The sequence below is a fragment of the Microbispora sp. CA-135349 genome, from assembly GCF_050947365.1.
In the GTDB taxonomy this organism is placed as follows: domain Bacteria; phylum Actinomycetota; class Actinomycetes; order Streptosporangiales; family Streptosporangiaceae; genus Microbispora.
In genome coordinates, this window is record NZ_CP192001.1 from 4,247,200 (window position 1) to 4,268,003 (window position 20,804).

The following is a 20,804-nucleotide window of genomic DNA, read 5'->3' on the forward strand; positions in this document are numbered from 1 at the left end:
GGCTGGAGCGCCTGGTTGACCTGCCCATGGCTTTGCGAAGCCTTGCCACGTAAAATTGGGACAAGCGTACTGTTTTTATCGAAGAGGTTCCCATGGCCTGGCTCCTGCTCGTCGGCGCGATCGCCTCGGAGGTCCTGGCCACCTCCGCGCTCAAACTCAGCGACGGCCTGACTCGCTGGGGCTGGACCATCGTGGTCGCCGTCGGGTACATCGCCTCGTTCATCCTGCTGGCCTGGGCGCTCAAGCTCCGCATGCCCGTCGGCATCGCATACGCCGTGTGGGCGGGCACGGGGACCGCCGCGATCGCGCTGATCGGCGCGTTGTTCCTCGGCGAGCACATGAACCTCGTCAAAGGTGCCGGCATCGCGCTGATCATCGTCGGGGTCGCCGTGCTCAACCTCTCGGGCGCGCACTGAGAGCGTAAGAGGTCCGGGCTCTCCGCTCCCGAACGTGTCCCCGGCCGCCGGGCGGGATTTGCTCCTTCGCCCGGCCGCCGCTCCTCGCCGCAGGGGGTATTGAGCGAGCCGGCGCTCCACCCACCACAACAACCCGAAGGTTCCGGGATCAGACGGTTCCCGACAGGGCGCTCACCCTGCCCCGGAAAAACGGCCGGGGTCCGGCCGCGACGTGCCGTCCAGGTAGGCGAGCACCGCGCGTACGCGGCGGTGGCCGGAGTCGTCCGGTGCCAGGCCGAGCTTGGCGAATATGTTGCCGATGTGCTTGTGGACGGCGTTGTCGGAGATGCGCATCCGCTCGGCGATGGTGGCGTTGTCGTGGCCCTGCGCCATGAGGGCGAGCGACTCCCGCTCGCGGGAGGTGAGGGTGTCCAGGTGATCACCGGCGCGGCGGGCGAGGAGCTGGGCGACCACCTCGGGGTCCATGGCGGTGCCGCCGGCCGCGACGCGGCGCAGGGCGTCGACGAATTCGGCCACCCGGCCGATGCGGTCCTTGAGGAGGTAACCGATGCCGCCGCGGCCGTCGGAGAGAAGCTCGCCGGCGTACTCGCGCTCGACGTACTGCGAGAGCACCAGGATCGGCAGCGCGCCGTGCTCGCGGCGGGCCCGCAGCGCGGCGTGGATCCCCTCCCGGCATCCGGACGGCGAGCGTGGTGGGGCCGCCCGGCGGGCTGTCGAGGCGGACCGCGCCGTCCAGCGCGGCGACCCGCCGGCGTATCCCGGGGATCCCGGTGCCGCGCGCCTCGTCGGCGCCGCCCCTTCCGTCGTCGCTGACCTCGATGGACAGGATGCCCTCGGTGCGCTCGATGCGCAGGGCCGCCCGCGTGGCGGCGGCGTGCTTGGTCACGTTCGTCAGCGCCTCGGCGATCACGTAGTAGGCCACCGCACCGCTCGACTGGAAGCCCTGCGCCCAGGGCCCCGACGACGCCCTCGGCGGGGAGCTCGACCGGGCGGGCGCACGGTGCGCGGAGCTCACCGTCCCACTCGTCCACTCCAAGCCCGGCGGCCGCACCATCACACTCGCGCTGTCCCGCCTGCCCGCCACCGACCGCGCCGACCGCATCGGCACCATGGTCCTCAACAACGGCGGCCCCGGCGAGAGCGCGCTGGGCATGCCCCTGCAGACGCGCGCGGCCATGAAGGACGTCGCCGCCCGTTACGACCTCGTCGGCCTGGACCCGCGCTTCGTCGGGCGCAGCACGCCGCTCGACTGCGGCTGGCCCATCGGCCTGTGGCTCCGCTCGGCCGATCCGACCCGCGCCCGGTTCGATCACCAGGTGAAGGTGGCAAAGGACCTGGCCGAGCGCTACGCCCGGCGCCACGCCGACGTGCTCCCGTACGCCAACACGCGCGACACGGCCCGCGACATCGATTTCGTACGACGCGTCCTCGGGGAGCGCCGGATCTCCTTCCTCGGCTACTCCTACGGCAGCTATCTGGGTGCGGTCTACACCCAGATGTTCCCCGGCCGCACCGACCGCGTGGTCCTCGACAGCGCGGGCGCCCCGAACGAGTGGGGCCCCCAGGCGACGCAGGGCACCGAGGACGAGGCGGAACGCGCACTGCGGCTGGGCGGCCTGGGCCGCCGAACGCCACGGCACCTATGGCCTCGGCGCCACCCCCGCCCGCGTGCTCGCCAGCGTGAACGCGATCGTCGCCGCCGCGCAGGACCGCCCGCTGCGCGTCGGACCGTACGAGGTGGACGACCAGGCGGTCCCGTACATCCTGTCCATCGGCTCCGGCGACGACCGCCCCGCGGCCCGCGCCGAGTTCTCCTCCACCGTGCGGACCCTGAACGAGGCCGCGCACGGCCGCCCGGCCGACACCGGCACCGAACTCGACGGATTCCTCACCTTCGTCCTGACCAGCGCCGGCTCCCCGCTCGCCAGCCCCGCCGCCGCGATCATCTGCGGCGACCGCGCCGCGCCACGCGACCCCGACGTCTACTGGAACGACGTCCAGCGCAGCCGTGCGCGCCACCCCCTGTTCGGCCCGCTCAGGAACAACATCTGGCCCTGCGCCTTCTGGCCGAACCCCCCGCGCGAGCGCCCCACGCGCGTCGCCAATCCCACCCCCGCGCTGATCGTGTCCGCCACCGGCGACACCGCCACCACCTACGAGGGCAGCAAGGCCATGCACCGGGCGCTGACCGGCTCCCGTCTGCTCACCCTGAGCGGCGTCACCGCCCACGGGATCTACGGCGAGTACGGCAACGCCTGCGTGGATGCCAAGGTCAACGCCTACCTGGCCACCGGCACCCTCCCCGCCGCCGACCCGATCTGCCATCCCTGATCCGCCCGTCACCTCGTTGATCGTCCCCGTTGAGAGCCGGGGAGCCAGGTCACCTGCGCCCGGTATGGCCGACCGGGCCCTGGTGGCGCCGGTGGTGGCGGCAGAGGTTCGACGGTATCGTTGGCCGTCTGGTGTGAACTTTTTCTGGCAAATGCCGCTTTGGCCGCTATGAACCTTCAATCGGTGATGCACCCATGAGGCCGGTCGACCTGGCGCGCGAGCACGGCCTGTCCACGCAGGCGATCAGGAATTACGAGGACGCCGGCATCCTGCCCGCCGCCGAACGCACCGTCCACGGCTACCGCACCTACACGCCGCTGCACGCGCACGCCCTGCGCGCGTTCCTCGACCTCGTCCCGGGGCACGGTCACCAGACGGCGACCGCGATCATGCAGGCGGTCAACCGGGGCGCCGCCGAGGACGCGCTGCGGCTCATCGACGAAAGCCACGGCCAGCTCCTCGACGACCGCCGCACCCTCCAGGCCGTCGAGGCCGCGCTCCGCGATCTGGCGCCCGTGCCGCAGGAGCGCGGCGACACGTTCGTCGGCCCTCTGGCCAGGAGGCTCGGCGTCCGCCCCGCCACACTGCGCAAATGGGAGAACGCCGGGCTGGTCCGGCCGCGCCGCGACCCGCGGACGGGCTACCGGATCTACAGCCCGGCCGACGTACGGGACGTCCGGCTGGCCCACCAGCTCAGGCGGGGCGGTTACCTGCTGGAGCAGATCGCCCCGCTGATCGCACAGGTCCGCTCCGCCGGAGGCGTCGCGCCGCTGGAGTCGACCCTGCGCGACTGGCAGGCCCGCCTGTCCGCCCGGGGCCGCGCCATGCTCAAGGGCGCCGCCGCCCTGGACGCCTACCTGTGCGCCACCGCACTCGCGGCCGAGACCACCTGACCACCTGCCCGTGGCGCGGCCGGCGTCTTCGGCCGCCTGGGCCACCTCTGGCAGGGCATGATTTGTCAGGAACGATCTGAGGGCGATCCGGGCGGCTCACCGGCCGGCCGTGGAGCCTACGACGATCCAGGGAGGATCACGGCGTGCCCGATCAGGACCGGCCCGTACCCGTCCCGGCGGCGGCCCCCGCACGCGGGGTGGCCGTACGGGCGGTCACGCCCCGGCTGCGGCGTCCGCAAGAGCGTGCCGTGCGCCGCAGGGAGGCGCTGCTCGACGCGGCCGTCGACCTGCTCGGCGACGGCGGCTTCGCCGCCGTGACCCACCGCGCCGTCGCCCGCCGGGCCGGTCTCCCTCTCGCCGCCACCTCCTACTACTTCATCAGCCGCGACCAGCTGCTCGCCGAGGCGTTCGCCCTGCTGGTCGCGCGCGAACTCGCCCGCATGCGGGAGTCGGTGGACAACCTCGCGAGCCGTAGGCCGCACGCGGTCGCCGAAACCCTCACCGGTGTGTACGCCTCCGACCGGCTGCGCCAGCTCGGCCTGTGGGAGCTGTATCTGCAGGCGGGCCGCGACCCGGCGCTGCAGGCCATCGCCCGGGCCTGGACCGACGGCTGCGACGAGATCGTCGCCGGCGTGCTGGAGCGTGCCGGCTACCCCTGCGGCTCCGCGGAGGTCCGCTTCGTTGCCGGCCTGCTGTCGGGCCTGTGGGTGGAAGACGTCGTCGAGGCCCGCCCCGACTCCAGGGACCGGGCCCGGGAGTCGGTGACCCGCGCGCTGGCGGCGCTCGGTCCGCCCCGCCAGAATCGGACCATGATCTTCCATCTCGCGCTGGCCGCCGACTGGGACGCGGCCGTGACGGCGGGCGAGTACCGCGTCTCGACCCTCGGCCGGACCCTGGAGGAGGAGGGGTACATCCACGCCTCGGCCGATGTGGCTCAGGCGCGCGGCGTGGCGGGGCGCTACTACGGCCACGTCACCGAGCCCCTGGTGCTGCTGGAGATCGACGAGGACCGGCTCGGCTGCCCCGTCAGGCTGGAGGTCCCCGCGGGGGCGGATGAGGCCTTCCCCCACATCTACGGGCCGATCCCGGTGGCCGCCGTCACGGCCGTCACGCCCTTCTCCCGCTGAGTGCCCGGCGCTGATTGCCCGGTGCCGAGTGTCCGATTCGTTCAAGACGGCCGGCCCGCCCGCCTCCTAACGTGGCCGTCATGGCACCTGCGTTCGATCTCATCGGCCTGGTCGTGACCGACATGGCCGCCTCTTTGTCCTTCTACCGCCGGCTCGGGCTGGACATCCCGTCCTCGGCCGACACCGAACCCCACGTCGAGGTGACCCTTCCCGGCGGGCTGCGCCTCGCCTGGGACACCGACGCGACCGTCCGGTCGTTCGACCCCTCCTGGTCGCCCGGGAGCGGCGGGGGCCGCATGGGGCTCGCCTTCCGCTGCGACAGCCCCGAGGAGGTCGACCGTCTGTACGCGGACCTCACCGAGGCCGGCTACGAGGGACACCTGAAACCGTGGGACGCGTTCTGGGGGCAGCGCTACGCGGTGGTGCACGACCCGGACGGCAACGGCGTGGACCTGTTCGCCGCACTGCCCACCACCTGATCCGCCCGCCGGCTCCGCTCAGGACGCCGCCTTGAATGCCGGTGCGGGCATCACCTCCGCCCCATGGATCGGCGCGGAGCCGGCGGCGGCCATCGTGCCTGCCGTCCTCCTCGACCGGACGATCTCTCGTCGCGGGTCGCGGACGACGGCGATCGGGGCCGGTCCACTGGGCGGATGACGACCGGGAACGGCGCGGCCGCACGATCGCAATCGCACTTCGTGGTGACAGGCGACATCCGTCACCGCAGGTAGCCGTGCCCGCGCTCGGCGGGTGTTCGTGTTACCGGTTGTCCTGAAGGAGTTGTTGTGTGCGGGCGAGGAATGCCTGGCGGACCTCTTCTGAGTGCAGTATCCGGAGTGGCCGGCCGAGGCTGAGCAGGTAGCGGGCCAGGCCGTCGGCGTCCGGCCCGCCGATGTCGATGATCGTGGCGTCATCGCCGTCCGGGTGGTGGACGCCGACCGTCGGCGGCACCAGCCTGCGGGCCTCATCGGCCGGTACGGCCAGGCGGATGGTCACCCGCACCGGGTAGGGCCTCAGCGCGATGCCCGTGCCGACCATCTGTGCCGGATCCGGCGGGTCGGGCAGGGCAGTGGCCTGCCCGGTGGCTGTGGCATCGATGATGCGATCGGTACGGAAGGTGCGCCAGTCCTGCCGCGTCAGGTCGTAGGCGAGAAGGTACCAGCGGCGGCCTGTGTAGATGAGCCGGTAGGGGTCTACTCGTCGGGTGGACGTCGTTCCGGCATCGTCGCGGTAGGTCAACCGGGTGCGTTCGCCTCGCCGGCACGCGGTGGCCAGGTCGAGCAGCAGCGCGGGGGAGATCTGGCTGTCGTCGGGCCGTGCGGTGTGGGTGAACGCGGCGTCCAGCTCGCCGAGCCGGCCTGCGATCCTGGCCGGCAGCACCTGGCGTAGTTTCAGCAGCGCCGACAGGGCTGCCTGGTCGCTGCCGGAGACTCCGCTGAAGGCGGCGGTGCGCAGCCCGACAGCGACCGCGAGGGCCTCCTCCTCGTCAAGGATCAGTGGCGGAATGCTGGTTCCGGGCCCGAGGTGGTAGCCGCCCCATGGACCCATCTCCGATTCGATGCCATAGCCGAGTTCACGTAGCCGGGCGATGTCCCGGCGAACCGTCCGTTCGGTGATCTCCAGCTGGGCGGAAAGATCAGCGCACGTCCAGGACTGCCGCGTCGACAGCAATGACAGCAGCCGCAGCAGCCGCGCCGAGGTGTTGAGCACGGCTGACAGTCTGCTCGATAACCAGGACCGTTTTTGACCGGGTCATACCGTAACGTCGCCGGCATGACCGGGAGTCCTCGGCAGAAAAGCCCATGACGACGATGACCTACGCCACGGTGCGTTCAATGAGGGGCCCCGGATGGGCGCACGTAACCGACGAGAGGCAGGACCCATGGAAGCGCGCATGAAGAGCGTGGCGAATCCCGACGTGATCACAGGGATCACGCATCTCCAGAAGGCGATTCACTCCGGTGGCGTCGACCCGCTCGTGCTCGAGCTGGTCCATCTGCGGGCCAGCCAGATCAACGGATGCAGCCCGTGCGTCTTCGCCGGGGTCGCGTCGGCGAAGAAGCATGGAGAGACCGACGAGCGGCTGCACAGCGTGGTCGCCTGGCGCGAGACGCCGTTCTTCACCGAGGCGGAGCGGGCGGCGCTCGCGTTTACCGAGGCCGCCACGCGGATCCAGGACGGCGCGCCGGGTGTGACCGACGAGATCTGGGACGCCGCTGCCACCCACTTCGACGAGAAGCAGATGCCCTCGATCACCCTGAACATCGCAATCACCAACTTCTTCAACCGGATCAACCACACGATCCGGGAGCAGGCCGGCAAGACCTGGTGACCGCCGACAACCAAACCCGCGATGATCATCAGGGGCACAGACGATGAGCGACGAACCACCGGAACTGACCGTTGCCGATGCCCGAGCCTGGCGGGAGTGGCTCAGCAGGCACCACGACAGCTCGGAAGGGGTGTGGCTGGTCCTCGCCAAGCAGAACGCGACCTTGCCCACCAGCCTGACCTATGACCAGGCGCTCGACGAAGCCCTGTGCCACGGCTGGATCGACGGCCGGCTACGACGGCGGGATGAGGTCACCTTCTGCCGGCGCTTCACCCCTCGCGGAAGGCAAAGTCCCTGGTCAGCGCGGAACGTTTCCATCGTCACCCGTCTGATCGGCGAGGGCCGGATGCATCCGGCCGGAATGACCGAGGTCGAACGCGCCAAGGCCGACGGCCGCTGGGAGGCGGCCTACGCGGGACAAGCCGGCATCGAGGTACCGGCCGACCTGACCGCCGCCTTGGCCGCGGAACCCCGGGCACAAGCGATGTTCGACATCCTCACCTCCCAGAACCGCTATGCCATTCTCTATCGGATCACGAACGCCAAACGCGCCGAGACCCGAGCCCGCCGTATCACCCAGTTCGTTGACATGCTCGCCCGCGGCGAAACGATCCACCCGCAAAAGCGCGCCCTCGGCAGTTGAATGCCGGCCCATTCCTCTCCCCGCTGCAAGGCGCAGGAGGAGCGGGGAGGTCAGCGGACCAGCGCGCCGAGCGTCACCCCGGTCAGCGACCTCACCTCACGGGACAGATGAGCCTGGTCGGCGTACCCGGCGACGGCGGCCACCGTGGCGAACGGCGCGCCCCCGCGGGCCAGGTCAACCGCCCGGTTCATCCGCAGGATGCGACCGAGCGTCCGCGGCCCGTACCCGAAGACGTCCAGGCACCGGCGGTGCAGCCGCCGTTCGCCGACCCCCGCGTCCGCCGCGATGCGCGCCACCGGCAGCCCCGCGCGCACGCCGTTCACGACGGCGGTGACGACAACGGCGTCGACGGGGCCCGGCGCCGCGCCCGGCCGGAGCCCCGCCGCCTCCTCCAGCACCGCGCCCACCGACCTTCCCAGCTCGGCGGCCTCGCCCGCCCGCTCCGCCAGCCGCCGCGCCTGCGCCCCCGGCCACAGCTCGGCCAGCGGCACCCGCCGGTCGCGCAGCTCGTGCGCGGGGACCCCAAGGACCGCCGGGCCGGTGCCCGGGCCGAAACGCAGCCCCACATACCGGGCGCCGGGCCGGTCGGCCACCACGTGCGCGGCGGTGTCCGGACCCGCCACCAGCAGCGCGCCGTCCGCCCAGATCACGTCCATGCATCCGTCCGGCAGCACCCGGCGCGCGGCGGCCGCGGAGCCGGGGGAGACGCTCCACCACACCACCGCGCCCGGCACACGCGAGGCCCTCTCCTCGTACACGCGGGCATTATCCCCCGCGCACGGACGCGTCAGGAGCCGGACGTGCTCTCGCACGGTGCCTGCGGACCGCGTCGCGGTTCGCGCAGCGCGGCGAACAATAACGCTGCGTGCCGCCACGGGAGGTGTCGGCGTAGACGGCGTCGCAGCCGGCCAGCCCGCACCTCCCGAGGCGGTGCATCCCACGACCGGCCAGATGCAGCGCCGTCCCGACGAAGATGACCGCCTTGAGCATCGTGATGAAGGACGCGTCGTCGTCGCGATAGTGCAGGTGCCAGCCGTCACCGGCGTGATCGCTCAGCCGCGGGTAGGCGGCCACGGCGGCCAGCCGGCGATTGACGAGGTCGGCCCGCGCCCGCTCCTCGACGGTGTCGACGATCCGCTCCCAGTCGCGCAGCATCGCGATCGTCCGGACGAGATCCTCCGCCCGAACCGGTTGCGTGATGACCAGTCCGGCCTCGGTGCACCTGTGCACCAGCTCCTCAACGGTGGCGGGCTTCCTGTTGGCCAGGTCGACGGCGAGTGCCACCGCCTCGGCACCGTAAGGGTTTAAATGCACAATGGCATTACAACACACTGGTGACATGACCGGACAGCATGTGCACCACTGGACCGAGGCCTCCCGCCACCGCACATCCCAGGGATGGGTCGTCTACAGGCGCTGCGCCTGCCGTTTGTGGCAGATCCTCACCGAATCCGGCGGCGGGCGACCGGTGTGGCTGGGCGGCCCCCTGGATCGGTGAACGCGCGCGGCGCCGGCGGGCGCTTCCGCCCGCAGTCGCGCCGAGCGGGAACCGCACGACGCCCCGCGACAGCGCCGCCGGCATCACCCCCCCGCCTCCGGCCGGGGGATCACGCTTCACCGTTCGCCGATGCCCTTGGCCATGACATATTTACGCAGGCACGGATCGTGCGGATGGAGTTCGTATTCGCCCGTGCCATGGAATCCGAGCCGCCGATACAGCCGCTCCGCGGGGCTGTTGCCGGAGATGACCCACAGCTCCACCCGGGAGCGTCCCGACTCCCGCGCCCAGGCCACCACCTCCAGTGCCAGACGCTCGGCGATCCGCCCGCCCCTGGCCTCGGGACGCACCCACATGCCGAACAGTTCCACGGCCCCGGCCCGGTCCTGCGGGACACGCCCCGCGGCCACGCCGACCGGCGCGTCCGCGTCGAACGCGGCCACCTTGACACCCTCCTCGGTCCACCCGCGCCACCGCCCCTCGTCGTAGGCCCGTTCCTCTTCCAGGTCCCCGTGGAAGATGCCGGGCGCGTCGGCGAGTGCCGCCAGCCGCAGACGGCGCCAGGTACGCCAGTCCCCGCCGCCGAGACGGCGTATGACAACCGGGCTCACGATACGATCCCCACCCTTCCTTGGAAGATCCTCCTTATGCCATGGTCCAGATTCGGGCCGGCCCGGGCAACGGGCCCGGGCGGGATCGATTCGTACGCCGAGGGGACAGCATGAGCATTCGCCTGGGTGGCGTGGTCATCGACGCCAACGACCTCGACGGGCTCGCCGAGTTCTGGAGCAGGCTGCTGGAGCGGGACATCACCCGCCGCGAGGACGACTGGATCAGCCTCGGTCCCGACCTGGCTCTGCAACGGGCCGCCGAACCCAAGACCGTGAAGAACCGGGTCCACCTCGACCTGGTCACCGATGACTTCGCCGGTGCGGTCGCGCGCGCCGCCGCGCTCGGAGCCACCCCGGCAGGGGCCTCGGCGCCGGCCAGGTCGAGGTTGTCGGTCGGCTCGTCGAGCAGCAGCAGGGTCGCGCCGGACAGTTCCAGCAGCAGGATCTGCAACCGGGCCTGCTGCCCGCCGGACAGGGTCTCGAACCGCTGCCGGGCGGCCGGCGCGAGCTCGTAGCGGGCCAGCGCGGCCATCGCGTCGTTGAGCGTGAGCGCGTACCCGGACGTCACCAGTTCGGCGACGGTGCGTCCGTGCAGCTCGGGCCGGGCATGGGTCTGCGCGAAGTGGCCGGGCACCACCCGCGCGCCCAGCCGTACCGAACCGCTGTGGCGCACCGGGGGAAGCGCGTCCGCGGCGACCCCGCCAGAGGTCACAGCGCTTGAGGGCACCGTGGCCGGGGCCGTGCCGTGCGCGGCCCCGGCCAGCAGCCGCAGGAAGTGGGACTTGCCCGAGCCGTTCGACCCGAGGACGCCCACGCGCTCGCCGTACCAGATCTCCACGTCGAACGGCCGCGTCAGCCCGGTGAGCACCAGGCCCTCGCAGACGACGGCACGTTTGCCGGTCCGCCCGCCGCGCAACCGAATCCGCACGTTCTGCTCCCGGGGCGGGCGCTCGGGCGGGCCCGCCTCCTCGAACCGCTCCAGCCGCGTGCGGGCGGCCCGGTAGGCCGACGACAGCGCGTCGTTGTTGGCCGCGGTCTGCCGGAGAGTCTGCACCAGGCGCCTGAGCTTGGCGTGCTCCTCGTCCCAGCGGCGGCGCCGCTCCTCCAGACGGTCGATGCGGTCACGGCGGCCCTGCGCGTAGGTGGCGAAGCCACCGCCGTGCACCCACACACCGCGCGACTCCACCGTGACGATCCGGTCGGTGGCCTCGGCCAGCAACCGCCGGTCATGGGAGACCAGCAGCACCGTCTTGGACGTCGCGCGCAGCCGCTCTTCCAGCCACTGCTTGGCGGGCACGTCGAGGTAGTTGTCCGGCTCGTCCAGCAGCAGCACCTGGTCCGGGCCCCGCAGCAGCGCCTCCAGCACGATCCGCTTCTGCTCCCCGCCCGACAGCGTGCCCACCGGCCGCCGCCGCACCACGTCGTACGGCGCGCCCAGCGCCGCCGTCGCGCAGGTGTCCCACACCACCTCCATGTCATAGCCGCCGGCGTCGGCGTAGTCCCCGATCGCCTGCGCGTAGGCCAGCTGCGCCGCCTCGTCGTCACGCGCCGCCAGCGTCGACTCCGTCCGCCGCAGGGCCGCCGCGGCGGCCCTGACCCGCTCGGGAGCCGCCGACAGCAGCAGGTCGTGCAGTGTCCGGTCATCGCGCACGCCGCCGATGAACTGCCGCATCACCGCGAGCCCGCCCGAATGGCTCACCCGGCCGTCGTCCGGGCGCAGGTCCCCGGCGATCAGGCGCAGCAGGGTCGTCTTGCCCGCGCCGTTCGGTCCCACCAGCCCGGCCTTGACGCCGTCGCCGACGCGGAACGACACCTCGTGCAGCAGCAGCCGCCCATCCGGCAGCACTGATCACCGGGTGGCGTGCCGTCCTCCTGGACCACCCCTGGTCGGCGGCGCTGCTGGGCCGCCCGATGCTCGGCCCCAACGTGCTCGCCCGCAGCGAGTTCCTGTACGCCACCCTCGTTGGGGCCGGGGTCGCCGAACCCTGCCTGACCGCCGCGGCGTACGGGCTGTCCAACTACGTGATCGGGTCCGCGCTCATGCAGGCCACCTGGACGGCCAGGGCAGAGCAGGCCACGGGACAAGCCACGGCACAGGCCGCCCGGGAGCACCTGCGCGCCACGGGCGACCGGTATCCCGTCCTCGCCGCCCACGGACCCCTCGTCGCGGACGGCGACTGGGACGTCAGCTTCACCTTCGGCCTCCGGTGGCTCCTGGACGGCATCCAGGCAGGCATCCAGGCAGGCACGGCCGCCGCCGGCCGCAGACCCGCCGAGCCCGGCGTGAGCACCTGAGGAGCGCCCGCCCTCGCCACGGTGTCGGGCCGGAGACCGGGCCGCGCTATGCGGAGGCGTCGGCGAAGCGGCGGGACAGGCGCGCGAAGGCGTCCTTGAGCTCGGCCGGGCCGACGACCTCGATGTCGGCGTCGAACCTGCCGACGGCGGCGGCCAGCCCGGTCCACGACCACGAGCCCAGGACGAGCCGGCAACGGCCCGAGCCGAGCTCCTCGACGACCCCGTCGCGGACATAGGGGGACACGTCGGCCGCAGGGAGGCCGAGGATCACCTCGCCGCGGCAGGGCCAGTCTCCGGAGCCGCCGGAGCCGCCGGAGCCCAGGAACCTGCCGGACACGAAGGCGGCCACCGTTCCTCCGGGCAGCTCACGCGGGGTGAAGCGGGGCCCGGCCGGGATGCGCGGCGTGATCCGGTCGGCGCGGAAGGTGCGCCAGTCCTCACGGTCGAGGTCCCAGGCGACGAGATACCAGCGCCCGCCCCACGTGACGAGGTGGTGGGGCTCCGCCCACCGCGGCCGGGACTGCGGGCCGTAGTCGAAGCGCAGCACCTCGCGGGCGTGGACGGCGGCGCTGAGCGCTGTGATCACTTCGTGGCCGACCCGCGGGGCCGGCCGGGGCGCGGGCCGCTCGACAGCGGTGACCTGGAGGGTGTCGATCCGGTGGCGCAGCCGCCCGGGCATGACCTGCCGGACGGTGTTCAGCGCACGCGCTGCGGCCTCCTCGATGCCGGCGCCGGTCGCGGTGGCTGTCTGGAGAGCCACGGCGAGGGCGACGACCTGATCGTCGTCGAACAGCAGCGGCGGCATCTGCGAACCGGCATCGAGCCGGTATCCGCCCTCGGGCCCCTTGAACGTCGTGATCGGGTAACCGAGCTCGCGGAGACGGTCGACGTCACGCCGGACCGTGCGCGCACTGACGTCCAGCCGCGCGGCCAGGTCCTCGCCCGACCGGTGACGACGGGTCTGCAGCAGCGAGAGAAGCGCGAGCAGCCGCGCGGACGTCTTCGGCATGAGACTCATCCTGCCCCAAGTAGAGGACACATCCTGTCCGCTACCCATGGGAGCGTGAGGTCACCGACGCCGACCGAGGCCGGACAGAAGCACGATCACCACAGGTCACCACCCATGAAGAGCGCCTGCCCGCTACGGCGGAGACGGTGACCCGTGGGATCGCTGGAACGCCCATCGCCGGGGCGGGCAACCGCCGCCGCGACGCATGCCCGGCTGCTTCCGCCCCCGAACTCGTCCGGCGCCTGTCCGACCGATCGAATGCCAGGAGTCATCATGTCCATCACCACCACGACCCACTTGAACTTCCGCGGCGACGCCCGCGCCGCGCTCGACTTCTACCACTCCGTCTTCGGCGGACACGTCGTCGCCGTCACCTACAAGGACGCGGGCAACGCGCAGACTCCGGACGAGGCGGACTGGGTGATGTGGGGCCAGGTGATCGCCGACAACGGCTTTCACATCATGGCCTACGACGTGCCCTCCCACACCCCCTGGAACCCCGGTGAGAACGCCGTCTTCGTCTCCGTACGCGGCGACGACACCGACGAGATCACCGCCCTCTGGGACAAGCTGACCGCCGGCTCGACCATCGTGCGGCCGCTGGAGCCCGCGCAGTGGGCGCCTCTCTACGGCATGCTCAAGGACCGCTTCGGCGTCGTCTGGGTTCTGGACGTCGCGGCACCCTACAACGGCTGAGCACGACGACCGACCTCCCCCGCAGAGGGGGGCGGCGGGCATCCGCCTGCCTGCCGCACCCCTCCGCCTTCCATCCCGCTCCTGCCCGCGCGCCGGGAACGGGACCGCCGGCAAGGCCGCGAGACCCCACCGAGCGGCCCCATCGAATCGAAGAGGAATCGGATCACTGTGAGAACGCGAGAGCTGGGGCGAACCGGCATCGAGGTCAGCGCCTACTGCCTGGGCACCATGATGTTCGGGCCAGTGGGCAACCCCGACCACGACGACTGCGTCCGCATGACCCACCGGGCGCTGGACGCCGGCATCAACTTCGTCGACACCGCCGACGTGTACGGCTACAGCGAGACCGAGGAGATCGTCGGCAAGGCCCTCAAAGGCCGGCGTGACGACGTCGTGCTGGCCACCAAAGTCAACGGCCGGATGGGCGAGGGCCCCAACCGCCACGGCAGCTCACGGCGCTGGATCACCGCCGAGGTCGAGCACTCGCTGCGACGCCTGCAGACCGACTACATCGACCTCTACCAGATCCATCACCCCGACCCCCGCACCGACATCGAGGAGACCCTGTCCGCGCTGACCGACCTGGTGCGCAGCGGCAAGGTCCGCGCCATCGGCTCCTCCAACCTGCCCCCCTCCGAGATCGTTCAGGCGCAGTGGGTGTCCGAACGGCGTGCTCTGCACCGGCTGCGCACCGAGCAGCCGACATACTCCATCCTCAACCGCGGAATCGAACGAGAGGTCCTGCCCGTCTGCCGGAGCTACGGCCTGGGCGTGCTGGTGTGGGGCCCCCTGTCGTCGGGCCTGCTGACCGGCCGCTACCGCAAGGGCGTCCCCCGGGCGGACAACGCCAGGATGCACTGGGTGCCCAAGCACCTGACCGACGAGCGCAAGCTCGACGCCGTCGAACAGCTCATCACCGTGGCCGAAGAAGCCGGCATGTCCCTGGCCCACATGGCGATGGCATTCGCCACCACCCACCCCGACATCAGCGCAGCCATCATCGGCCCCCGCACCGTGGAACAGCTCGAGGATCTGCTGGCCGGCGCCGCCATCACACTCGGCGACGACATCCTCGACAAGATCGACGAGATCGTCCCGCCCGGGACCGACATCGGCCCCCTCGACATCGCCCACGACCCGCCGGCCATCACGCATCCGGCGCTGCGCAGGCGCCCGGCGGGCGACCGGGCCGCGGCCTGACACCATGACGGTCCTCGACAGCCGCGCTCTCAACCGCGCCACGCTCGCCCGGCAGTTCCTGCTCGACCGCACCGGCACACAAATCCGCGACGTCGTCGCGCACCTGTGCGGCATGCAGGCGCAGGAACCGCAGGAGCCGTTCGTCGGGCTGTGGTCGCGGGCACGAGCCTTCCGCCCCGCGGCCTTGGACGCTCTGCTGACCGGACGAGACGTGGTGCGCACCCACCTCATGCGCCGCACCGTCCACCTCCTCGCCGCCGGCGACGCCCTCGCCTGGCGGGCCCGCCACGACCTCATGCTGCGCCAGCGGGTGCTCGGCACCTACCGCCGCGAGCTCGCCGGGGTGGACCTCGACGAGCTCGCGGCGGCGGGCCGGGCGGTGATGGCCGACGGCGAGCCGCGCTCGATGGGCGAACTCGCGCGGGCCCTGGCCGGCCGCTGGCCGGAGCCCGGACCACGGGCGCTGGGAGAGATGCTTGTCGCCGCCCTCGTCCCGATGGCGCAGCTGCCGCCGCGCGGGCTGTGGCGCACGAAAGCGGGAGTACGTAACGTCCCGCTCTCCTCATGGCTGGGGCGAGAGATCGACCCGCCGGCCGCGGACGGCACCGATCCGGTGGGGGAGACGCTGGTCCGGCGATACCTCGCCGCGTTCGGCCCCGCCGCCGTGGCCGACCTGCGCGCCTGGTGCGGCCTGGCCGGACTGCCGGCCGCGGTGGCCTCGATCCGCGGAGAGCTGGTCTCCTTCCGCGACGAGCGGGGCCGGGAACTGCTCGACCTCCCCGACGCGCCCCGCCCCGACCCGGACACACCCGCCCCGGTGCGGTTCCTGCCGGCGTTCGACAACACGATCCTCGGCTACCACGACCGCGGCCGGATCATCGACGACACCGACCGCGGCCTGTCGGTCGCCGGTGCCCGCATGGTCCTTGTCGACGGCCGGGTCGCCGCGACCTGGACCGTCGAGGACGACACCGTGATCGTCACCCCGCTGCGTTCCTTCTCCCGCGCCGAGCGCGACACGGTGGCCGAAGAGGGCCGGGCGCTGGCGTCGTTCCTGTCCGAGGGCGACAGCGACCGCGTACGGCTGTCGCCGCCGGGAGCCGGCCCTCGGAGTGTGGAGGAACGGAAACGTACGCCAAGGCTCGTTCGCCGGGCTCGCTGACAGTGCGCGGTCTTCGTCGAGCGGAGGCGCTCGCGCCGGTTTCCGTTCCACCGCCCCAGCCGCCTTCGGCGGCGCGTGCACGAGTGAAGGACGACGTCTGCCGCGAGGGGCCGGTCAGAATCGGTAGCGGAGGATGCGGGCCCCTTGCCGCGACAAGGCCGTACTGCGGGCGGTGAGACGGGTGAGCGCGCGAAGCGGTTGCGGGAACCGGGCCACCTCCGGTGCGCGGGCGAGGATCTGCTCCTCGATCAGTTCGAGGCCGGCGTCCCAGGACTCCGGTTCGTGGGGGTCGTCGAAGCCCTGGGCGGCTTTGACGCCGAGCGCCTTGATGGTCGGGTGATACTTCATGGCCCAGGCGGCGAAGCGGGTGTAGCCGTTGAGCGCGAGCTCGCCCGAAGGGAAATGGCCGGCCAGCGCGCGAGTCATCGCCTGGAAGGAGTCGCCGGGCATGAAGGGGAGCAGCCCCTCGGCGACGATCATCGCCGGGCGGTGACCGGGGATGGCTGTGAGCCAGTCGGAGCGGGTGAGGTCGGCTCCGACCAGGTGGGAACGGCCGGGCAGGCATTCGGCCCGCAGGTGCACCACGTCCGGGAAGTCGATGTCGTACCAGTCGACGCCGGGCGGGGGATCACAGCGGAACACCCTGGTGTCCAGGCCGCAGCCCAGGTCGAGCACCACGCATCCGGGGTGAGCGGCGATGAAGGCGCGGACGACACCGTCGAGCTTCTTGGCGCGCAGTGCCGTGGTGAGGACGAGGTTCGGCTTGACCTGCAGCTTGCCGAAGTCGTAATCGATGGTGCCGGCCAGCTCGGCGGAGAGCGTGTCGCCGAGGAGCGGGCTGGGCCGCCCGGCGTCCAGGGCTCTGGCGTAGAGAGTGAGCAGCAGCGTTTCCTGGATCAGCCCGAGCTTGGGTTGCCGGCGGTGCATGGGAATTCCTTAACGGCGTAGCGGATGACGGGCCGCGAGGTTCTGCAGCCACGTCAGGGAGTCGTGGGCGGCCTTGATGCGCTCGGTGCGGTGCCCGTCGCCGCCCGCGATGTCGAGCCCTTCGTCGGCGATCTCGCCGAACGCGCTCAGGCTTTCGAGCTTGCGCTGGATGACCTTCTGCCAGGCGTCGTCTTCGATGCGGTAGTAGGAGACGCGATCGCCGGGCCTTCTCACCTTTTTGACCAGGCCGATGGCCGTGAGAAACCGCATGTTCGAGGTGAGCGAGGCCCGGCTGGCCTGGATGACCTCCGCGATCTGCCCGGCGGACTGCTCGGCCGGATCGCAGATCATGAGCCAGCCGAGGATGCGTCCGGTGATGGGCGGCAGCCCCCACTCCTCCACGCAGAAGGCGGCCACCCGCTCCACCCAGCGCAGCAGCCGGTCCTGCTGTTCCTCAGTGCTCATCGTCGCGTCCTCCCTTGTCGATCGCGTGCCGGTTCACTGTGTCATGGCGGCCACCGACTCGTAGGTGGGTGCCGGGGTGATGGCCGCGAGCCGGGTCCTGCGCAGGTGGAGGTCGAACCACTCGATTGCGAGCGCCATCGCCTCCTCCAGGCCCGGGCCGGTGTAGAGGCCGAGCACGTCGTAGGGCAGCACCGCGAGCCGCTTCGGCTCGCCCGCCCTGGCGAAGGCGCTTTGCGCCTCCTCGAGCATGTGGTACGGGTCCCAGCCGCCGTTGGCGATCATCAGCAGCGGCGTCGGTGCGAGCCGGTGGATGAGGTTCTCCGGTGCGAAGGTGAGCAGGTGCTCGGCCGAGTCGAGGGTCTTCTCGTTGCGGTAGGTGGGAAACAGGCGGGTCGACATGTCCGGGGTGTCCTTCACGCTGTCGCCCTCCAGTGTCAGGTGCGGCACGCGAGCGCTCTGCCCGCCTTCGTAGCGCCGCTGCCAGTCCTGCTGCAGCCGGTCGCGCAGCGCGTGGACACCGGCACGGCCCAGGAGGCGTTCCATGTATCGCCATCCGTTCCACACGCTGGGGCTCTGCACGACGACGCACTTGATGCGCCGATCGAGCACGGCGGCCTGGGCCGCCACCGAGCCGCCGATGCTCACCCCCCACACCCCGATCCGCTCTGGCCGCACTTCGGAACGGGTCTGCAGGTAGGACACGGCGCTGCGAAAGTCCTCCACCTGCCGCTCCGGGTAGTCCAGGCCGCGCGGCTCGCCTTCGCTGGAGCCGACCGTGCGGTAGTCGATGGCCAGCACCGCGAAGCCGGCCTTGACGAAGTAGGGCGCGAAGAACGCCAGCGCCTCTTTGACCATCACCCCGCTGTGCCCGAGCACCAGCCCGGGGACCGGGTCGCTCGTCTCGGGCAGGTAGAGATCGCCCGCGCAGCGGGTGCCGAGGCTGTTGAAGGTCACGTGTTCCACGGCTTGCTCCGTACTTGTTGGCTAGTTATTTCAACCATGACTGAAATAGCTAGCAATGTCAATCGTGGAGGCCGTACCGACGGAAGAGGGTTGCGCGCCGCCGTCACCTCGGGGCGTCCACGAAGCGTTGGGGAACTCGTCTTCGGACGACTCGGTCCCGGAAAAGCCTGACGTCGATTGTCAGGTATTTCTGTGAGCATTCCTGCCATGGAGAAAACGCTGAGAGGGAAGATTGCCCTGGTCGCGGGGGCGACACGGGGCGCGGGCCGGGGCATCGCCGTCGAGCTGGGCACAGCGGGGGCCACGGTCTACGTGACGGGGCGCAGTACGCGAGAGCACCGCTCGGAGATGGACCGGGTGGAGACGATCGAGGAGACCGCCGATCTCGTGACCGCTGCCGGCGGCCAGGGGATCGCCATCCAGGTGGATCACCTGCAGAAGGACCAGGTCGAGTCCCTCATCCAGCAGATCGACCGCAAGCACGGGCGGCTGGACATCCTCGTCAACAACATCTGGGGCGGCGAACTGCTCTTCGGGTGGAACGAGAAGGTGTGGGAGCACTCGCTCGACAAGGGCCTGCGCGTCCTGCGCCTCGCGATCGACACCCACATCATCACCAGCCACTACGCACTGCCGCTGATGATCCGGGAGCCGGGCGGCCTGGTCGTCGAGGTCACCGACGGCACCACCGCCTACAACGCGGAGAACTACCGCATCTCCGTGTTCTACGACCTGGCCAAGACCTCCGTGAACCGCCTGGCGTTCGCGCAGTCGAAGGAGCTGGCGCCGTACGGGGTGACCGCCGTTTCCCTGACGCCGGGCTGGATGCGCTCGGAGATCATGCTGGATGTGTACGGCGTCACGGAGGCGACCTGGCGCGACGCGCTGGACAGAGAACCGCATTTCGTCATCTCGGAAACGCCTGCCTATGTGGGGCGTGCGGTCGCGGCACTCGCGGCCGACTCCGAGGTCGCGCGGTGGAACGGGCAGTCGCTGTCCAGCGGGCAGCTCGCCGGTGTCTACGGCTTCACCGACGTGGACGGAAGCCGGCCCGACGCGTGGCGCTACGCCGTCGAGGTCCAGGACGCCGGCAAGCCTGCCGACGCGACGGGTTACCGCTGACCGCGGTACATCCGGGCGAGCCGGTCCGCCGCCTCCGCCATGCGGGTGCGCAGTTGCGGAGGGTCGAGCACCTCCACCTCCGGGCCGAGCCGTAGCAGCACGTCATAGGCGACGTCGAGGGATTCGACGGGCAGCAACGTCGTCACCCGTCCCTGCCCGTCGGGCCTCCCGGCGGCTTTGTGCGCCTGTTCGAAGGCGGGTGCTTCGACGGCGAACCGCAACGCTCGCATCCCCCTCGGACTCAACCGAATGGTGACGTGCTCAGCCAGCAACGAGGCGACGAACTGTGCGGTGTGCTCCGCCCAGAACCCGGGGAGATCGAAGGACTCATCACGGTCGAACGATGTCTGAGCCGGCTCGACGGCAACGATCCGGTCCACACGGTAAATCCGATAGTCCCTCCGCACCCGGCCCACGAGATACCAGACACCCGCCTTGAGCACGAGCCCGTATGGATGCACCCCACGAGACACCTCCTCACCGTCCTCCCGGCCCCGGCGGTAGCGCAGCTCGACGGCCTGGTCCCCCCAGACCGCCTGCGCAAGGCCGGCCAGGAGCGGCGGCGGATCGGCGGCGGCGAACCAGCCGGGAACGTCCAGATGAAACCGCTGCCCGGCCCGCGCCGGGGCGTCGTGCAACGCGGCCGGCAGCGCCGCGATCACCTTCAGCCGCGCACCGGCGACGGCATCGGCCAGCCCCATCTCCCGGGCCGGACCCGGCAGTCCGGAAAGGAACAGCGCCTCGGCCTCCGCGCGGCTCAGCCCGGTCAACCGGGTCCGGTAGCCGCCGATCAGGCGGTAACCGCCATTTCGCCCCTGCTCGGCGTAGACGGGTACGCCCGCCGCCGAAAGTGCCAGCACGTCCCGATACACCGTCCGCTCGGACACTTCCAACTCACGCGCGAGTTCCGCGGCCGTCATCACCTCACGAGATTGGAGCAACAACACCAAGGAGATCAGCCGAGATACACGCATCCCCTCATCTTGGGAGATGAGCGTGTCCGCTACTCGTCCGGGCCGGCTGAACCGGCAGCCGCGCAGAAGGCGTTGACCTGCCGGGCCGCTCCTCGTTCGCGAGTTGCCAGAGCACGTGTGGCCCGGCGGGCGTGCGATAG

General features: G+C 71.3%; 22 protein-coding genes and 5 pseudogenes. 15 read left to right on the forward strand and 12 right to left on the reverse strand.

The window, feature by feature from the left end:
• Positions 1–92 precede the first annotated feature (92 nt).
• Positions 93–416, forward strand: a complete 324-nt coding sequence (locus tag ACQPZZ_RS19820) for a DMT family transporter (protein ID WP_363637936.1) — start codon at positions 93–95, stop codon at positions 414–416.
• 171 nt (positions 417–587) lie between these two features.
• Here the strand turns inward: ACQPZZ_RS19820 and ACQPZZ_RS19825 are convergent.
• Together ACQPZZ_RS19825 and ACQPZZ_RS19830 are read right to left on the reverse strand one after the other, a co-directional pair.
• Positions 588–1,085 (reverse strand): annotated as a pseudogene (locus ACQPZZ_RS19825) (LuxR C-terminal-related transcriptional regulator); the annotation flags it as partial.
• Positions 1,086–1,146: 61 nt separating this feature from the next.
• Positions 1,147–1,593, reverse strand: a pseudogene (locus tag ACQPZZ_RS19830) (hypothetical protein); the annotation flags it as partial.
• On the opposite strand from ACQPZZ_RS19830, the pseudogene ACQPZZ_RS19835 reads away from it, so the two are divergent.
• The 5 genes and pseudogenes from ACQPZZ_RS19835 to ACQPZZ_RS19855 form a co-directional block, all read left to right on the forward strand.
• Positions 1,568–1,912, forward strand: a pseudogene (locus tag ACQPZZ_RS19835) (alpha/beta fold hydrolase); the annotation flags it as partial. The pseudogenes ACQPZZ_RS19830 and ACQPZZ_RS19835 sit on opposite strands and share 26 nt — an antisense overlap.
• Positions 1,913–2,084: 172 nt before the next feature.
• A complete protein-coding gene (locus ACQPZZ_RS19840; RefSeq protein ID WP_432934113.1) occupies positions 2,085–2,747 on the forward strand; it encodes an alpha/beta hydrolase in 663 nt (220 codons plus the stop codon).
• Positions 2,748–2,941: 194 nt separating this feature from the next.
• A complete protein-coding gene (locus ACQPZZ_RS19845; RefSeq protein WP_432934115.1) occupies positions 2,942–3,640 on the forward strand; it encodes a TioE family transcriptional regulator in 699 nt (232 codons plus the stop codon).
• Positions 3,641–3,783: 143 nt separating this feature from the next.
• The gene (locus ACQPZZ_RS19850) at positions 3,784–4,767 is read left to right on the forward strand and encodes a DUF952 domain-containing protein (protein WP_432934117.1); all 984 of its coding nucleotides are present in this window, start codon (positions 3,784–3,786) and stop codon (positions 4,765–4,767) included.
• An 80-nt stretch (positions 4,768–4,847) separates the two neighbouring features.
• Positions 4,848–5,246, forward strand: a complete 399-nt coding sequence (locus ACQPZZ_RS19855) for a VOC family protein (RefSeq protein ID WP_432934119.1) — start codon at positions 4,848–4,850, stop codon at positions 5,244–5,246.
• Between the two features lie 280 nt (positions 5,247–5,526).
• On the opposite strand, the gene ACQPZZ_RS19860 is transcribed toward ACQPZZ_RS19855, so the two are convergent.
• The gene (locus tag ACQPZZ_RS19860; protein ID WP_432934121.1) at positions 5,527–6,477 is read right to left on the reverse strand and encodes a helix-turn-helix transcriptional regulator; all 951 of its coding nucleotides are present in this window, start codon (positions 6,475–6,477) and stop codon (positions 5,527–5,529) included.
• Positions 6,478–6,661: 184 nt separating this feature from the next.
• Here ACQPZZ_RS19860 and ACQPZZ_RS19865 point away from each other — a divergent pair, with 184 nt between their 5' ends.
• Positions 6,662–7,099, forward strand: coding sequence for a carboxymuconolactone decarboxylase family protein (locus ACQPZZ_RS19865; RefSeq protein ID WP_432934123.1), 438 nt, complete (start codon positions 6,662–6,664; stop codon positions 7,097–7,099).
• A gap of 43 nt (positions 7,100–7,142) precedes the next feature.
• Positions 7,143–7,742: a YdeI/OmpD-associated family protein gene (locus ACQPZZ_RS19870; RefSeq protein WP_432934125.1), complete on the forward strand. Its 600-nt coding sequence runs from the start codon at positions 7,143–7,145 to the stop codon at positions 7,740–7,742.
• Between the two features lie 50 nt (positions 7,743–7,792).
• Here the strand turns inward: ACQPZZ_RS19870 and ACQPZZ_RS19875 are convergent, their stop codons facing one another.
• Entirely contained in the window at positions 7,793–8,500 is a 708-nt protein-coding gene (locus ACQPZZ_RS19875) for a helix-turn-helix domain-containing protein (protein WP_432934127.1), read from the reverse strand.
• A 7-nt stretch (positions 8,501–8,507) separates the two neighbouring features.
• A complete protein-coding gene (locus ACQPZZ_RS19880; RefSeq protein ID WP_432934129.1) occupies positions 8,508–9,026 on the reverse strand; it encodes a CGNR zinc finger domain-containing protein in 519 nt (172 codons plus the stop codon).
• Positions 9,027–9,081: 55 nt separating this feature from the next.
• On the opposite strand from ACQPZZ_RS19880, the gene ACQPZZ_RS19885 reads away from it, so the two are divergent.
• Entirely contained in the window at positions 9,082–9,240 is a 159-nt protein-coding gene (locus ACQPZZ_RS19885) for a hypothetical protein (RefSeq protein ID WP_432934131.1), read from the forward strand.
• A gap of 116 nt (positions 9,241–9,356) precedes the next feature.
• On the opposite strand, the gene ACQPZZ_RS19890 is transcribed toward ACQPZZ_RS19885, so the two are convergent.
• Positions 9,357–9,851 (reverse strand): GNAT family N-acetyltransferase, encoded by a 495-nt coding sequence (locus ACQPZZ_RS19890; RefSeq protein WP_432934133.1) that lies wholly within the window; start codon positions 9,849–9,851, stop codon positions 9,357–9,359.
• 110 nt (positions 9,852–9,961) lie between these two features.
• Between ACQPZZ_RS19890 and ACQPZZ_RS19895 the strand changes: the two are divergent.
• A pseudogene (locus ACQPZZ_RS19895) lies at positions 9,962–10,168 on the forward strand (VOC family protein); the annotation flags it as partial.
• Here ACQPZZ_RS19895 and ACQPZZ_RS19900 read toward each other — a convergent pair.
• Positions 10,138–11,697: pseudogene (locus ACQPZZ_RS19900) on the reverse strand (ATP-binding cassette domain-containing protein); the annotation flags it as partial. The pseudogenes ACQPZZ_RS19895 and ACQPZZ_RS19900 overlap by 31 nt on opposite strands.
• 2 nt (positions 11,698–11,699) lie before the next feature.
• Here ACQPZZ_RS19900 and ACQPZZ_RS19905 point away from each other — a divergent pair.
• A complete protein-coding gene (locus ACQPZZ_RS19905) occupies positions 11,700–12,146 on the forward strand; it encodes a TetR/AcrR family transcriptional regulator C-terminal domain-containing protein (RefSeq protein WP_432934460.1) in 447 nt (148 codons plus the stop codon).
• A gap of 46 nt (positions 12,147–12,192) precedes the next feature.
• On the opposite strand, the gene ACQPZZ_RS19910 is transcribed toward ACQPZZ_RS19905, so the two are convergent.
• On the reverse strand, positions 12,193–13,155 hold the full coding sequence (locus ACQPZZ_RS19910; protein ID WP_432934134.1) for a helix-turn-helix transcriptional regulator: 963 nt from the start codon (positions 13,153–13,155) through the stop codon (positions 12,193–12,195).
• Between the two features lie 273 nt (positions 13,156–13,428).
• Between ACQPZZ_RS19910 and ACQPZZ_RS19915 the strand changes: the two genes are divergently transcribed.
• From ACQPZZ_RS19915 to ACQPZZ_RS19925, 3 genes are all read left to right on the forward strand, one after another.
• Complete coding sequence (locus ACQPZZ_RS19915; protein WP_363637968.1) at positions 13,429–13,851, forward strand: VOC family protein; 423 nt, start codon at positions 13,429–13,431, stop codon at positions 13,849–13,851.
• 168 nt (positions 13,852–14,019) lie between these two features.
• Positions 14,020–15,051, forward strand: a complete 1,032-nt coding sequence (locus ACQPZZ_RS19920) for an aldo/keto reductase (protein WP_432934137.1) — start codon at positions 14,020–14,022, stop codon at positions 15,049–15,051.
• A gap of 4 nt (positions 15,052–15,055) precedes the next feature.
• Positions 15,056–16,213 carry a winged helix DNA-binding domain-containing protein gene (locus ACQPZZ_RS19925; RefSeq protein WP_432934139.1) on the forward strand — a complete coding sequence of 386 codons (1,158 nt, stop codon included), beginning with the start codon at positions 15,056–15,058 and terminating at the stop codon, positions 16,211–16,213.
• 114 nt (positions 16,214–16,327) lie between these two features.
• Here the strand turns inward: ACQPZZ_RS19925 and ACQPZZ_RS19930 are convergent, their stop codons facing one another.
• The 3 genes from ACQPZZ_RS19930 to ACQPZZ_RS19940 are packed head-to-tail and all read right to left on the reverse strand — an operon-like array spanning position 16,328 to position 18,568.
• Complete coding sequence (locus ACQPZZ_RS19930; RefSeq protein WP_432934141.1) at positions 16,328–17,140, reverse strand: class I SAM-dependent methyltransferase; 813 nt, start codon at positions 17,138–17,140, stop codon at positions 16,328–16,330.
• Between the two features lie 9 nt (positions 17,141–17,149).
• On the reverse strand, positions 17,150–17,605 hold the full coding sequence (locus tag ACQPZZ_RS19935; protein WP_111699619.1) for a GbsR/MarR family transcriptional regulator: 456 nt from the start codon (positions 17,603–17,605) through the stop codon (positions 17,150–17,152).
• Between the two features lie 33 nt (positions 17,606–17,638).
• Positions 17,639–18,568: an alpha/beta hydrolase gene (locus ACQPZZ_RS19940; protein WP_432934143.1), complete on the reverse strand. Its 930-nt coding sequence runs from the start codon at positions 18,566–18,568 to the stop codon at positions 17,639–17,641.
• Positions 18,569–18,775: 207 nt separating this feature from the next.
• On the opposite strand from ACQPZZ_RS19940, the gene ACQPZZ_RS19945 reads away from it, so the two are divergent.
• On the forward strand, positions 18,776–19,690 hold the full coding sequence (locus ACQPZZ_RS19945) for an SDR family oxidoreductase (RefSeq protein WP_432934145.1): 915 nt from the start codon (positions 18,776–18,778) through the stop codon (positions 19,688–19,690).
• Here the strand turns inward: ACQPZZ_RS19945 and ACQPZZ_RS19950 are convergent.
• Positions 19,681–20,664: a helix-turn-helix transcriptional regulator gene (locus ACQPZZ_RS19950; RefSeq protein ID WP_432934147.1), complete on the reverse strand. Its 984-nt coding sequence runs from the start codon at positions 20,662–20,664 to the stop codon at positions 19,681–19,683. The two genes, ACQPZZ_RS19945 and ACQPZZ_RS19950, sit on opposite strands and share 10 nt — an antisense overlap.
• Positions 20,665–20,804 lie beyond the last annotated feature (140 nt).